We start from the raw sequence: 13,482 nt of genomic DNA, 5'->3' as shown, positions 1-13,482 counted from the left end.
CAGCGTTCCGGGGCGGCAGGGCAACGGAGGGGTCAGCCGGCGGCCGGCGCAGCCAGCGACGCCACCAGTTCGGCGGCCGCGGCCGCCGGGTCGGGGGCGGCCGTCACGGCCCGCCCGACCACCAGCAGGTCGGCGCCCGCCCCCAACGCCGACTGCGGCGTGGAGGCCCGGGCCTGGTCGTGGCGGTCGGCGTGGGCCGGCCTGATGCCGGGGACTACGGCCAGCATGCGGGGGGCCAGCTCCTTGACCTCCCGCACGTCGCCGGCCGCGCACACCACCCCGCCGCACCCGCCCTCGACGGCGGCTGCCACCCTCCGCCCGAGGATGTGGGGCGGGGCGTCGGCGTCGCTGGTGAGGACGGTGACGGCCAGGGCCACCGGGGCGGGCAGACCGGCCGCCTCCGCCCCGTCGCGCATGCCGTCGACACCCGCTCGCAGCATGACCGGCCCCCCGTGGGCGTGCAGGGTGAGGTAGCTGGCCCCCAGCCCGCCCACGACCCGCGACGCCTTGCGGACCGTCGTGGGGATGTCATGCAGCTTGAGGTCGAGCATCACCTCCACCCCTTCGTCGACCATGGCCGTCACGGCCTCGGGACCGGCGGCCGTGAACAGTTCGAGGCCCACCTTCACCACCCCGAACCACTCCTTGAGCTGGCGGGTCAGCCGTTGGGCCAGCACCAGGTCGTCGACGTCGAGCACCAGCACCAGCCGCTCACGCATTTCCATGTGCGCTCCCTATCAGATCTGCGACCCGGAGCACACGTTGGGCCTGGCACCACCGGGCCAGCTCGTCTCTCACCCGGGCCGGTGAACGGGGGTCGACGAAAGTGGCCGTGCCGACCTGGACGGCGTTGGCCCCGGCCACCATCAGCTCGGCCGCGTGCTCCCCGGTGGACACCCCGCCCACGCCCACGATGGGCGCGGCGGGGAACGCCCGCCGGCACTCGTACACAGCCCGCACGGCCACCGGGCGCACCGCCGGCCCCGACAGGCCCCCGGCCCCCGCCCCCAGGACGGGCCGGCGGGCCACCGGGTCGACGGCCATGCCGGCCACGGTGTTTACCAGGGTGAGGGCGGCCGCCCCCGCCTCCAGGACGGCGCCTGCCACCGCCACCAGGTCGGCCGTGTTGGGGCTGAGCTTGGCCCACAGCGGCCGCCCGCAGGCGGTGACCGCCTCCACCACCTCGGCGGCCGCCGCCGGGTCGTGGGCGAACATCCGGTGGCCCCGGCCCAGGTTGGGACAGCTCAGGTTGACCTCCACGGCCACCACCGAAGGGCCCGCGCTCGCCAGCAGCGAGGCCGCCCGGCCGTAGCCCTCGACCGAGTGGCCCCAGAGCGAGGCCACCACCGTCGCCCCCGTGGCCGCCAGGGCGGGCAGCTCCTCGGCCAGCCAGGCGGGCACGCCGGGGTTCTGGAGGCCCACGGAGTTGAGCATGCCCCCATCGGTGGGATGGACCCGGGGCGCCGGGTTGCCGGCCCACGGCTCGGCCGACAGCGACTTGACCACGACCGCCCCCAGGGCCGACAGGTCGAGGTGGCGGGCCAGCTCGGCCCCGTGGCCCGCCGTCCCCGCGGCCGTCATCACCGGGTTGGCGAGCATCACCGTGCCTACGGTGACGGCCATGTCGGGCGCCCGGCCCCAGGCCCGGGGGCGGGGGCGGGGGCCGCTCACACCGGAAGGCGGAGCTGGTCGCCCCGGTGGAACTCCTGGAGGCTGCGAACCGACAGGCCGTGCTCCAGCCAGTCGGCGATCCCCCCGGCGGCGGCCAGGGCGGCGGCCACCGTCGTCAGGCAGGGCACGTTGTGGACGTTGGCCGCCCGGCGGATGTAGGCGCCGTCGGCCCTCGCTCCCCTGCCCCGGGGGGTGTTCAGGACGAGGTCGATCTCCCCGCTGGCCAGCCGGTCCACGGCCGTACGGTCCCCCTCGCCCACCTTGTCCACCACGGCGCGCACCGGCACACCCGCCTCCCGCAGGCGGGCGGCCGTGCCCGCGGTGGCGATCACCGCAAAGCCCAGGTCGACGAACCGCCGGGCGGCCAGCACGCCCCCCTCCTTGTCCCGGTCGGCCAGCGACATGAAAACCGTGCCGGTCGTGGGCAGGCGGTCGCCGGCCGCGGCCTGGCTCTTGGCGAAGGCCAGCCCGGTCGTGCGGTCGATGCCCATGACCTCGCCCGTGGCCCGCATCTCCGGCCCCAGCAGGGTGTCCACGTCGGGGAAGCGGTTGAACGGCAACACCGCCTCCTTCACCGACACGTGGCCCCCCTCCACCGGGGGCCGCAGCAGGCCCTCGGCCCGCAGCTCGGCCAGGGTGGCCCCGACCATGACCCGGGCCGCCACCTTGGCCAGGGGCACACCGGTGGCCTTGGCCACGAACGGGACGGTGCGGCTGGCCCGGGGGTTGGCCTCGATGACGAACACCTGGGGAGCCGTCTGGCCGCCCGAGGGCGCCGGCCCGGCGTGCTTGACGGCGTACTGCACGTTGATCAGCCCGATCACCCCCAGGGCGTCGGCGATGGCCCGGGTGTAGCGCTCGATCACCTCGATCACGGGGCGCGACAGGGTGGGCGGGGGGATCACGCACGCACTGTCGCCCGAGTGGACGCCCGCCTCCTCCACGTGCTCCATGACCCCGCCGATGACCACCTCGCCGGTGGTGTCCCTCAGGGCGTCGACGTCGACCTCGATGGCGTCCTCCAGGAACCGGTCGACCAGCACCGGTCGCTCGGCCGACAAGCCCCCTTCGCGCCCCAGCGACCCGAAGCCCGACAGCTCGGCCATTGCCCGCTCCAGGCCGGCGTCGTCGTAGACGATCTCCATGGCCCGGCCCCCGAGCACGTAGGAAGGGCGTACCAGGGCCGGGTAGCCGATGCGGCCCACGATGGCCAGCGCCTGCTGGTAGGTGACGGCCGTGCCCCCGGCAGGCTGGGGGATCTCCAGCCGGGCACACAGCGCGCTCCACCGCTCGCGGTCCTCGGCCAGGTCGATCGACTCGGGCGGCGTTCCCAGCACCAGCTCCGGGGCCAGGCGGCCGGCCAGCTTCAGGGGGGTCTGGCCCCCGAGGCTGACGATCACGCCTACCAGGTTGCCCGTACGCGACTCCGAGGCAATGACGTTGAGCACGTCCTCGTGGGTCAGGGGCTCGAAGAACAGGCGGTCGCTGGTGTCGTAGTCGGTGGAGACGGTCTCGGGGTTGCAGTTGACCATGACCGTGTCGAAGCCGGCGTCCCGCAGGGCGAAGCTGGCGTGCACGCAGCAGTAGTCGAACTCGATCCCCTGGCCTATGCGGTTGGGCCCCGAGCCCAGGATGATCACCGTGGGGCGGTCCCCGCCCCGGGCCTCGTCCTCGTCCTCGTAGGTCGAGTAGTGGTAGGGCGTACGGGCCTCGAACTCGGCCCCGCACGTGTCCACCGTCTTGAACGTGGCCGCCACCCCAGCCGCCAGGCGAGCGGCCCGCACGTCGTCCTCTCCCTCTCCCCACAACCACGCCATCTGGGCGTCGGCGAACCCCAGGCGCTTGGCCCGCCGCCAGTCCGCCCGGGTCATGGCCGCTGGGCCACCGGCGCCGGCCAGCCACTCCCGCTCGGCCGTGACGGCCGCGATCTGGTCCAGGAACCAGGGGTCCACCCGGGTGGCCTCGTGCAACCGCTCCACCGAGATGCCCCGGCGCAGGGCGGCTTCGAGCTGGAAGGGCCGGTCGGGGCTGGCCACGGCCGCCCGGCGCACGAGCTCGTCGTCGGAGAGGGCGTCGAGGCCGGCCTCGGCAGGGTCGCAGTTGAGGCCCCAACGGCCGTGCTCGAGCGAGCGCAGGCCCTTCTGGAGCGACTCGGGGAACGTACGGCCGATGGCCATGGCCTCGCCCACGGACTGCATGCGGGTGCCCAGCACCTCGGCAGTGCCCGGGAACTTCTCGAACGCCCACCGGGGCACCTTGGTGACCACGTAGTCGATCGTGGGTTCGAAGCTGGCCGGGGTCTTGGCCGTGATGTCGTTGGCGATCTCGTCCAGCCGGTAGCCCACGGCCAGCCGGGCAGCGATCTTGGCGATGGGGAAGCCGGTCGCCTTTGAGGCCAGAGCCGACGACCGAGACACCCGCGGGTTCATCTCGATGACGACCATGTCGCCGTCGGCCGGGTTGACGGCGAACTGGATGTTGGACCCGCCGGTGTCGACCCCGATGCGGCGGATGCAGGCGAAGGCGGCGTCGCGCATCCGCTGGTACTCCACGTCGGTCAGGGTCTGGGCCGGGGCGACCGTGATCGAGTCGCCGGTGTGCACTCCCATGGGGTCGAAGTTCTCGATCGAGCACACGACCACGCAGTTGTCGGCGTGGTCGCGCATGACCTCGAGCTCGTACTCCTTCCACCCCGCGATCGAGCGCTCGATGAGGATCTCGGTGGTGGGGCTGGCGTCGAGCCCGGCGGCTGCGATCCGGCGTAGCTCCTCGGAGTCGGCCGCGATGCCCGTCCCGCCCCCGCCCAGGATGAACGAGGGCCGCACGATGACCGGGTAGCCGATCTCGTCGCCCACCTTGACGGCCTCGTCCACCTGGTAGGCGAAGCCCGACGACGGGACCGACAGTCCGATCTCGGTCATGGCCGCCTTGAACCGCTCGCGGTTCTCGGCCGTCTGGATGGCCTCGGCCGACGCCCCGATCATCTCCACGCCGAACTCGGCCAGCACCCCCCGTTCGTGGAGGGCCATGGCCAGGTTGAGGGCCGTCTGGCCGCCCAGGGTGGGCAGCAGCACGTCGGGCCGCTCCCGTTCGATGACCGCGGCCAGCACGTCGGGCTCCAGGGGCTCCACGTAGGTCCGGTGGGCGAAGTCGGGGTCGGTCATGATCGTGGCCGGGTTGGAGTTGACCAGCACCACCCGGTAGCCCTCGTCGCGGAGCACCCGGCACGCCTGGGTGCCCGAGTAGTCGAACTCGCAGGCCTGGCCGATGACGATCGGGCCCGAGCCGATGAGCAGCACGGAGCGGATGTCGGTGCGCTTAGGCACGGGTGGGCGCGTCCATCAGGCGGGCGAACTCGTCGAACAGGTAGCGGGCGTCGTGGGGCCCGGGGCCGGCCTCGGGGTGGTACTGGACGCTGAAGGCGGGCACGTCCCGGCACCGCAGCCCCTCGACGACCCCGTCGTTGAGGTTGAGGTGGGTGACGTCGGCCGACGCCACCGACCCCTCGGCCACCGCGTAGTTGTGGTTCTGGCTGGTGATCTCCACCCGGCCGTCGGCCAGGCGGCGCACCGGGTGGTTGCCCCCGTGGTGACCGAACTTGAGCTTGTAGGTGCTGCCCCCCAGCGCCGAGGCCAGGAGCTGGTGGCCCAGGCAGATCCCGAACACCGGCACCTGCCCCAGCAGGCCGCCGATGGCATCGACGGCGTAGGTCACCGCTGCGGGGTCGCCAGGACCGTTGGACAGGAACACCCCGTCGGGCCCGCGGGCCAGGACCTCGGCCGCCCCGGTCGTGGCCGGCACCACCTCGACGGTGGCGAACTCACCCAGCAGGCGCAGGATGCTGGTCTTGACCCCGAAGTCGTAGGCCACCACTCGCAGGGGCCCGTCGCCGACGACGTAGGCCTCCGAGGTCGTTACCCCGGCCACCAGGTCGACGCCCTCGGTACCCGGTTCGGCGGCCGCCGCGGCCTTGAGCTCGGCCTCGCTGGCCGTGCCGAAAGCGCAGCCCATGGCCCCCGTCTCGCGGATGTGGCGGGTGAGGCGCCGGGTGTCGACGCCGCAGATGGCGGGCACGCCGTGGCGCCCCAGCCAGCCGTCGAGGTCCTCCTCGGCTCGCCAGCTCGAGGGCCGGGCCACCAGGTCACGGACCACCACGCCCCGGCAGAACGGCCGCCGGCTCTCGGCGTCGGCCCCGTTCACGCCGTAGTTGCCGATGTGGGGGTAGGTGAAGGCGATCACCTGCCCGGCGTAGGAGGGGTCGGTGAGGACCTCCTGGTAGCCGGCCATCACCGTGTTGAACACGACCTCGCCGGACGTGACTCCCCCCGGTGCGGGCGCCCCCGCGGCCTCACCCTCGAACACCGTCCCGTCGGCCAGGACCAGCCGCGCCCCCGGACGATGCCCGCCTGGCGAGGCGCCGTTGCCGCGCCCAGGCGCCCCGGGGTGGGTCGTCATCGCTGGGCCTGGCCGTCGATCACGACTGGTTCTCCCTGGTAGAGGGTGTGGCGGACACGGCCGGCGAGCCGCCGGCCGGCGTAGGGGTTGTTGCGGCTGCGGCTGGCCGACCGGGTCGGGTCGACGACCCACTCGGCGGTCGGGTCGAACACGAACAGGTCGGCGGCCCGGCCCTCGGCCACCGGGCCGGCGTCGACACCCACCAGCCGGGCCGGCTGCCACGACATGAGGGCCAGCACCCGGGCCACCCCCAGGTCGAGGTAGGTCAGGGCCACGGCCAGGGCCGTCTCCAGGCCCAGCATCCCGGGCGGGGCCTGGTCGAAGGGCCGTTCCTTGTCCTCCTGGGGGTGCGGCGCGTGGTCGGTGGCGATGGCGTCGATGGTCCCGTCGGCCAGCCCGGCCCGCACGGCGTCGACGTCGGCCTGGGGCCTCAGGGGCGGGTTGACCTTGAACACCGGGTCGAAGCCGGCCACCGCTGCGTCGGTGAGGCTCAGGTGGTGGGGCGTAGCCTCGGCCGACACGGCCAGGCCGCCGGCCGCCTTGGCCGCCCGCACGAGGGCCACCGAGCCGGCCGTGGACAGGTGCTGGAAGTGGGCCCGGCCCCCTGTGAGGCGGACCAGGGCCAGGTCGCGGGCCACCATGAGCTCCTCGGCCTCGGCCGGCACACCCGCCATCCCCAGGCGGCTCGACCACTCCCCCTCGTGCATGTGCCCGCCCGCGGCTAGCCGCTCGTCCTCGCAGTGCTGGGCCAGGGTGACCCCCAGCCCGGCCGCGTACTCCAGGGCCCGGCGCATGAGGCGGGCGTCCTGCACGCCCCGGCCGTCGTCGGTGAACAGGCGCACACCCAGGGCCGCCATCTCGGCCATGGGGGCCAGTTCCTCGCCCCGCCGTCCCTTGGTGATGGCCCCTGCGGGCAGGACGGCGCACAGCGCCTTCTCGGCCAGCTCCTGCACCTCGCGCACGACGGCCGCTCCGTCGATGGCCGGCTCGGTGTTGGGCATGGCCACCACGGTCGTGTAACCACCCAGGGCGGCCGCCCGCGACCCGGTCTCCACCGTCTCGGCCTCCTCCCGGCCGGGTTGGCGAAGGTGGGTGTGGAGGTCGACGAGCCCGGGGGCCACCACGCAGCCCGCGGCGTCCAGAACCGTCCAGCCGGCGGCGGGCGCGATGTCCACCTCGACGGCCACCACCGCACCGTCGCGCACCAGCACGTCGGCCCGGCGCTCGCCGGTGAGGTCGACCACCAGCCCGCCCCTGAGCAGGACCTCCCCGCTCACGCCGCGGGAGCCGATCCGAGCAGCAGGAAGAGCACGGCCATGCGCACGGCCACCCCGTTGGCCACCTGGCGGGTGATCACCGACAGCGGCAGGTCGGCCACCTCGGCCGCGATCTCGACCCCCCGGTTCATGGGCCCGGGGTGCATGACCAGGGCCCCGTCGGCCAGCAGGTCGGCCCGGCGCCGGGTCAGGCCGTAGCAGGCCGTGTACTCCCGCAGCGAGGGCAGCAGCGCCTCGGACTGCCGTTCGGCCTGCAGGCGCAGCAGGTAGACGACGTCGGCCTTGGGCAGCACGTCGTCGATGTCGTGGCTCACGGCCACCACCGGCCAGCCCTCCAGGCTGGGGGGCAGCAGGGTGGGCGGGGCCACCAAGGTCACCTCGGCGCCCATCGTCGAGAAGGCCAGGACGTTGGAACGGGCCACCCGGGAGTGCTTGACGTCGCCCACGATGGCCACCCGCAGGCCCTCCAGCGAACCCCGGGCCCGCCGGACGGTGTAGCAGTCGAGCAGGGCCTGGGTAGGGTGCTCGTGCCAGCCGTCGCCCGCGTTGACCACCGAGCAGCCCACCCAGTTGGCCACCTGCCAAGGCACCCCGGCCGACGAGTGGCGCACGATCACGGCGTCGACCCCCATGGCGTCGATCGTCTGGACGGTGTCGCGCAGCGACTCGCCCTTGGCCACCGACGAACCCGAGACCGAGAAGTTCATCACGTCGGCCGACAGGCGCCGGGCGGCCGTCTCGAAGGACAGGCGGGTGCGGGTCGAGTCCTCGTAGAACAGCGACACGACCGTCTTGCCCCGCAGGGCCGGGACCTTGGGGATGGCCCGCTCGCTGACCTCCACGAACGAGTCGCTGACCTCCAGTAGCTCGGCGATGCCCGCGGCCCCGAGGTCGGCCACCGAGAGCAGGTGCCTCACGCCGGCCGCACCTCGCCCAGGTCGACCCCGTCCTCTCGCACGTCGACCACCTCGTCGGCCCGGGTGGGCAGGTTCTTGCCGACGTAGTCGGGGCGGATGGGCAGCTCGCGGTGGCCCCGGTCGACGAGGACGGCCAGCTGCACGGCCCGGGGCCGGCCGTAGTCGTTGAGGGCGTCGAGGGCGGCCCGCACCGTACGGCCCGTGTAGAGCACGTCGTCGACCAGCACGACGACCATGCCCGTGAGGTCGAAGGAGATGTCGGTCACGGCCTCGGGGAGCACGGGGCGCAGGCCGATGTCGTCGCGGTAGAAGGCCACGTCGAGTGTGCCCACGGGCACCTCGGTGCCCTCGATGCGGGCCAGCTCCCCGGCCAGCCGGTGGGCCAGGGGCACACCCCCGGTCTGGAGCCCCACCAGGGCCAGCCCGTCGAGCCCGTGGTTGCGCTCCAGCACCTCGTGGGCGATGCGGGTGACGGCCCGGCGCAGGGCCTCGCCATCCATGACCTGGGAGCGGACCACGAACACACCGCCCTTCGACGGCGTGGGCGCACGGGCAGCGCGCTCTCTCACTCCCAAGCTGGGCTCCTCACTTTCCGTGCCGGCCTCTCGGGACCGGCCTTAACGGCTGGCCCACGCTACCACCGAGCGCGCCCGCCGAGCGGCTGCTCCCGCCAGCACTGGTGAACCCACTGGCCGCTCGGCCAGCGACGGTCCCTTCATTGGTTCAGCGCGCCGCTGAGCCGGCTCCGAGGGCCCATCGGGGTAGCGTCGCCGGGCGTGGGGGTGGTCGATGAGGTCTTGGCCGAGGTGGCAGGGGCGGCCGTGGCCGCTGGCACCCGCATGGTCGACCACGTGGCCGCCCAGGAGGCGTGCCGGCGGCGAGGTATCGCTCACGACCACTTCGTGGCCGCCCTCGTCGAGCTCAAGGCCGCCGACATGGTCGGGTTGCAGTTGTCGCCCGCGGGGGCCGTTGTGCTGCTGGCTGTCAGCAACGCCGGCCTGCAGCACCACCTGATGGCCACCCGGGCCGACCTGGGCGAGCTGCGGCGCCGGGTCGAGGGGGCGGCGGGGGCGGCCGTGGGGGCCGGGCCGGTGCGGCTGCAGGACCAACTGGGCGAGCCCGCCCTGGTCGTCGAGTGCCTGCTCGACTCCCTGGTCAACCGGCGGCGGCTGGTGTACAGCAAAGCCCCGGGCCGGCGCTTCCTCGTCCACCGCGTCCACCGGGACGGCCCCGGGTCACCAGGACCCCCCGCCCCCGCCCCCGAAGCCGCCGCCCGAGGACCCGCCGCCGCCGAAGCCGCTGGACCCTGAGGAGGCGGCGGTGGACACGATGGTGCCTGCGGTGGTGACCGAGAAGCTGTCCATGGAGCTGCCGAACGAGTTGACCGAGAACGGCTGGCTGGACACGTACCAGCCGGCGGTGGCCTGAGCCAGTTCGGTCTCGAGGCCCGAGAAGGCCCGGGCCCACTTGTCGGTGGCCCCGAACACGATGGCGTAGGGCAGGTACTCGGAGAACAGGTTGGCCCGCTCCGCGAACCGGGCGCGCTCGGCCTCGCTCTCCTCGATGAACCGGCGGAACCCGTTGGTGCGGCGCAGGACGGCGTGGCCCTTGGGCGTGCGGTGGGGCATGCGCCCGGCCCCGGCCAGCAACACGATGGCCCCGATCACCAGGGGGATGCCCACGAGGGCCATCTTGGTGGCGACTATCAGGAACACGGCCACCGCCAGGGCGGCCAGCAGGGCGAACACGCCCAGGCCCCTCCACAGCGCCCGCACCTTGTCGGGCCGGGTCGGGAACCAGCCGGCGGCCACGACGTCCTCGTAGAGGGCCTCTTGGACCTTGCGCAGGCGGTCGGCGAACTTCTGCTTCAGGTCGGACAGCTCCACCTCGTCGCCGCTCTGGAACAGGCCGTTGAGCAGCAACCGCTCGTACTTGAGCAGGCCGTCGGCCCCCTTCAACTTGGTCAGGCGCCAATCGGGCTTGCCGAACCAACCCTTCTTGGGGATCTCCTCGATGCGCAGGTAACCCCGCACGGCCAGGTCGACGATCGTGGCCGTGACATCGAGGGGGTTGGCCACCTCGTCGATCAGCGTGCCCAACTGGCCGGGCCGGATCTTGTCCGGGGGCTCGTACTCCACGGGGTCGATGGAGCGGGCGAAGAGCGGGACCCGCTCCTCCTGGCCCATCTCGTTGCCGAACACGGTGTCGACGTGCGAGCCCGTCCACCGCCGGTCACGGCCGCCGCTCAGCAGGCGAGCGGCCCCGGCCACCGCCCCCAACAACACGACCGCGCTCAAGCCGATCGACGCGGGGGTCAGCGAGAACGCCCGCCCCAGGTCCCACTTCTCGTCGAGGATGGGTGGCGGCACGGTGACCGTCCCCTTGGGCATGCCGACCACGACGGTGACACCCTCGAAGCTCGACAGGCCCGAGTGGGAGAACGTGGCCTGGGGGCCGTCGCCCCCCGACGCCCGGTCGCACGTCAGGCGGCTGCCCGTGGGCCCGGCGAAGCACGCCACCTGGGTGATGGGCCCGGGGGCCGACACCGTGACCGAGGCGGCGTCGATGGGCACGCCCCAGTTGTTGCCGGTGGCGTTCCAGAACAGCTCGTCGTGCTCCTCGAAGGCGTTCAGCGCGCCCCGCACCCGGTAGCTGATCGTGTAGTCGTGCACGCCCCGCAGGTAAGTGTCGGGGTCGCCGATGCGGAACCGCTTGACCCGTCCCGAGTCGGTCACCTCCAGGTCGCCAGGGGTGCCCGGCGCGGTGCGTACGCTCACCTGGTCGATGCGGGTCACCCGCTCGAAGCGGGGGTCGGGCTCGTAGTCGAAGCGCACGGGGATCTCCCGGAAGATGCCCCGGCGTTCGTTGGGACCGAAGTCGTAGCGGATGCGCTCGGTGACCTGGAGCGCCCCGTCGGCCCGGACCTCGACGGTTATGTCGAAGGCCCGGATGCCTTCGCCGCCCTGGGCCCAGGCCGGCCCGGCCCCGCTGGCGGCCAGCGCGGCCACGACGGCCAGGACCACCGCCAGGGCGGCCACCTGGGCCGAGGCCCGCCTCATCCGGGGCGCACCTCGCCCGCGATCTTGGCCAGCACGCCGTTCACGAACCGCCCCGACTCCTCGGTGGAGTAGATCCCGGCCAGCTCGACGGCCTCGTTGAGCACGACCGCGGTGGGTACGTCCGGGCGGTGGACGAGCTCGAAGACGGCCATGCGCAGCAGCGCCCGGTCGAGGGCCGGCATCCTCTCCAGGGCCCACCCCCGGGCGAACCGCCGGATGAGCCCGTCGACCTCCTCGGCGTGCTCCCCTACCCCGGCCACCAGCTCGGCCGCGAACGGCACGGGGCCGACGGGCAGGGCGGCCAGGACGGCGGCCGGGGAAACGTCTTTGGACTCGGCCTCGTAGAGGAGCGAGAGCGCCCGCTCGCGGGCCTGGCGGCGGGAGGGGACGATCGGAGAAGGCGGGGCCGCCCCGCGCCCGCGGGCCACCTCAGACCCGAGTCAGGTAATCGCCTGACCGCGTGTCGACCTTGACCCGGTCGCCCACGTTGACGAACAGCGGCACCTGGACCACCAGGCCCGTCTCCAAGGTGGCCGGCTTGCGGGCACCCGAGACCCGGTCGCCCTGCACTCCCGGCTCGGTCGCCGTGACCTCCAGCTCGACGGCCGCCGGCAGGTCGAGGCCGACGACCGACTCCTTGTACATCTGGGCCACGACCGAGTCGCCCTCCTTGAGGAAGCTGCCGGCCTCGCCCAAGGTGGCCGCGTCCACGTGCATCTGGTCGTAGCTGGAGTTGTCCATGAAGACGTGGTGCTCGCCCTCGCGGTAGAGGTACTGCATCTCCCGCTTGTCGATGATGGCCTGCTCCAGCTTCTCGTCGGCCCGGTAGGTGCGGTCGATGACGGCCCCGGTACGCACGTTCTTGAGCTTGGTACGCACGAACGCCCCGCCCTTGCCCGGCTTCACGTGCTGGAACTCGACGACGGTGACGAGGCCTTCGGGCAGGTCGAGGGCCATGCCGTTCTTGAGGTCGTTGGTCGATACGTTCATGGGCTGACGACAAGCTCCTTTGGGGCGTTGGTGAGGGCCCGGCAGCCTTGCTTGGTGACGAGGACCATGTCCTCGATGCGGGCACCCCCGTGGCCGGGAAGATAGACGCCCGGCTCGACGGTGACCACCGACCCTTCCACCAGGGTACCGGTCGCCGCCAGTGCCAACCGAGGGGCTTCGTGCACCTCCAGGCCCACCCCGTGGCCCGTGCCGTGCAAGAACGCTTCCCCCATCCCCGCCTCCTCGATCACCGCCCGGCAGGCGGCGTCCACGTCGGCCGCCCCGGCCCCGTGGCACACGGCCGCCACCCCAGCCCGCTGGCTCTCGGCCACGACTTCGACCATACGCCGGGCTTCAGCGGTCGGCTCGCCCACGCACAGCGTGCGGGTCATGTCCGACCGGTAACCGTCGACCACCGCCCCGAAGTCGACGATGACCAGCTCGCCGGGGCCGATGGGCCGGTCGGTGGGCCGGTGGTGGGGACGGGAGGCGTTGGGGCCGGCGGCCACGATCGTGTCGAACCCGGGGCCGGCCGCCCCCCGGGCCCGCATCTCGGACTCCAGGTCGAGGGCCAGCTCGGCCTCGGTGGGGCCCAGCGCCAGCCGGGGGCCGACCGCCGCCAGGGCGCCGTCCGCGGCCGCCGCCGCGGCCTCCATGCGGGCCACCTCACCGGCGTCCTTGACCAGGCGCAGGCCCTCCACCAGCCCGGTGGTGGCCACCAGCTCGCAGCCCGCCAGCCACCGGTCGCGGTAGCGCTGCTGCTGGGCCCAGGTCACGGCCTCGGCCTCCAGCCCGACACGGGCGCAGCCGGCGGCCGCGGCGGCCAGCAACTGGCCCTGGGCCTCCTGGGTCATGGCCGTCTCCACCCGGGCCACCACCCCGGCGGCCGCCAGCTCGGCGGCCGCCTGTTCCCGGTAGCGGCCGTCGGTGACCAGCACCAGCTCGCCGGGCAGCACGACCAGCACGGCCGACGACCCGGTGAAGCCCGTCAGGTAGCGCACGTTGACCAGGCGGGTCACGCACAGGGCGTCGCAGCCCGCCTCGTCCATGGTCGCCCGCAGGCGGTCCGCCCGGCTGGCCACGTCCATGGGGACCACCATCTGGCGATGGTCG

The 13,482-nt window shown here is 73.5% G+C and carries 12 protein-coding genes; 1 reads left to right on the top strand and 11 read right to left on the bottom strand.

Annotation, left to right across the window (positions count from 1 at the left end; translation table 11 throughout):
* Positions 1-32 precede the first annotated feature (32 nt).
* The 7 genes from pyrF to pyrR are packed head-to-tail and all read right to left on the bottom strand — an operon-like array spanning position 33 to position 8,820.
* A complete protein-coding gene (gene pyrF, locus AB1673_00810; protein ID MEW6152517.1) occupies positions 33-725 on the bottom strand; it encodes an orotidine-5'-phosphate decarboxylase in 693 nt (230 codons plus the stop codon).
* Positions 712-1,671 carry a dihydroorotate dehydrogenase gene (locus tag AB1673_00805; GenBank protein ID MEW6152516.1) on the bottom strand — a complete coding sequence of 320 codons (960 nt, stop codon included), beginning with the start codon at positions 1,669-1,671 and terminating at the stop codon, positions 712-714. The genes pyrF and AB1673_00805 overlap by 14 nt, the downstream gene beginning before the upstream one ends.
* Complete coding sequence (carB, locus tag AB1673_00800; GenBank protein MEW6152515.1) at positions 1,668-4,997, bottom strand: carbamoyl-phosphate synthase large subunit; 3,330 nt, start codon at positions 4,995-4,997, stop codon at positions 1,668-1,670. The genes AB1673_00805 and carB overlap by 4 nt, the downstream gene beginning before the upstream one ends.
* Entirely contained in the window at positions 4,990-6,126 is a 1,137-nt protein-coding gene (carA, locus tag AB1673_00795) for a glutamine-hydrolyzing carbamoyl-phosphate synthase small subunit (protein MEW6152514.1), read from the bottom strand. The genes carB and carA overlap by 8 nt, the downstream gene beginning before the upstream one ends.
* Entirely contained in the window at positions 6,123-7,403 is a 1,281-nt protein-coding gene (locus tag AB1673_00790) for a dihydroorotase (GenBank protein MEW6152513.1), read from the bottom strand. Before AB1673_00790 ends, carA begins: the two co-directional genes overlap by 4 nt.
* Complete coding sequence (locus AB1673_00785) at positions 7,400-8,320, bottom strand: aspartate carbamoyltransferase catalytic subunit (protein ID MEW6152512.1); 921 nt, start codon at positions 8,318-8,320, stop codon at positions 7,400-7,402. Before AB1673_00785 ends, AB1673_00790 begins: the two co-directional genes overlap by 4 nt.
* Positions 8,317-8,820 (bottom strand): bifunctional pyr operon transcriptional regulator/uracil phosphoribosyltransferase PyrR, encoded by a 504-nt coding sequence (gene pyrR, locus AB1673_00780; protein ID MEW6152511.1) that lies wholly within the window; start codon positions 8,818-8,820, stop codon positions 8,317-8,319. Before pyrR ends, AB1673_00785 begins: the two co-directional genes overlap by 4 nt.
* 276 nt (positions 8,821-9,096) lie before the next feature.
* Between pyrR and AB1673_00775 the strand changes: the two genes are divergently transcribed.
* Positions 9,097-9,630: a hypothetical protein gene (locus tag AB1673_00775; protein MEW6152510.1), complete on the top strand. Its 534-nt coding sequence runs from the start codon at positions 9,097-9,099 to the stop codon at positions 9,628-9,630.
* On the opposite strand, the gene AB1673_00770 is transcribed toward AB1673_00775, so the two are convergent.
* From AB1673_00770 to AB1673_00755, 4 genes are read right to left on the bottom strand one after another with little or no spacing between them, the layout of a single operon-like run.
* Positions 9,556-11,379, bottom strand: a complete 1,824-nt coding sequence (locus tag AB1673_00770; GenBank protein MEW6152509.1) for a DUF2207 domain-containing protein — start codon at positions 11,377-11,379, stop codon at positions 9,556-9,558. The two genes, AB1673_00775 and AB1673_00770, sit on opposite strands and share 75 nt — an antisense overlap.
* Complete coding sequence (nusB, locus tag AB1673_00765) at positions 11,376-11,807, bottom strand: transcription antitermination factor NusB (GenBank protein ID MEW6152508.1); 432 nt, start codon at positions 11,805-11,807, stop codon at positions 11,376-11,378. The genes AB1673_00770 and nusB overlap by 4 nt, the downstream gene beginning before the upstream one ends.
* A 1-nt stretch (position 11,808) precedes the next feature.
* Positions 11,809-12,369 carry an elongation factor P gene (gene efp, locus AB1673_00760; GenBank protein MEW6152507.1) on the bottom strand — a complete coding sequence of 187 codons (561 nt, stop codon included), beginning with the start codon at positions 12,367-12,369 and terminating at the stop codon, positions 11,809-11,811.
* Positions 12,366-13,469, bottom strand: coding sequence for an aminopeptidase P family protein (locus AB1673_00755; GenBank protein ID MEW6152506.1), 1,104 nt, complete (start codon positions 13,467-13,469; stop codon positions 12,366-12,368). Before AB1673_00755 ends, efp begins: the two co-directional genes overlap by 4 nt.
* Positions 13,470-13,482: the final 13 nt, after the last annotated feature.

It is taken from the genome of Actinomycetota bacterium, from assembly GCA_040754375.1.
Taxonomy (GTDB): domain Bacteria; phylum Actinomycetota; class Acidimicrobiia; order Acidimicrobiales; family AC-14; genus JBFMCT01.
Note: the sequence above shows the minus strand (reverse complement) of the source record. Positions and strands in the feature narration are given on the sequence as shown.

Coding starts and splice junctions, on each gene's coding strand:
- pyrF (MEW6152517.1), bottom strand. CDS start 725: ATGGAAATGCGTGAGCGGCTGGTGCTGGTGCTCGACGTCGACGACCTG.
- carA (MEW6152514.1), bottom strand. CDS start 6,126: ATGACGACCCACCCCGGGGCGCCTGGGCGCGGCAACGGCGCCTCGCCA.
- pyrR (MEW6152511.1), bottom strand. CDS start 8,820: ATGGATGGCGAGGCCCTGCGCCGGGCCGTCACCCGCATCGCCCACGAG.
- AB1673_00770 (MEW6152509.1), bottom strand. CDS start 11,379: ATGAGGCGGGCCTCGGCCCAGGTGGCCGCCCTGGCGGTGGTCCTGGCC.
- efp (MEW6152507.1), bottom strand. CDS start 12,369: ATGAACGTATCGACCAACGACCTCAAGAACGGCATGGCCCTCGACCTG.
- AB1673_00755 (MEW6152506.1), bottom strand. CDS start 13,469: ATGGTGGTCCCCATGGACGTGGCCAGCCGGGCGGACCGCCTGCGGGCG.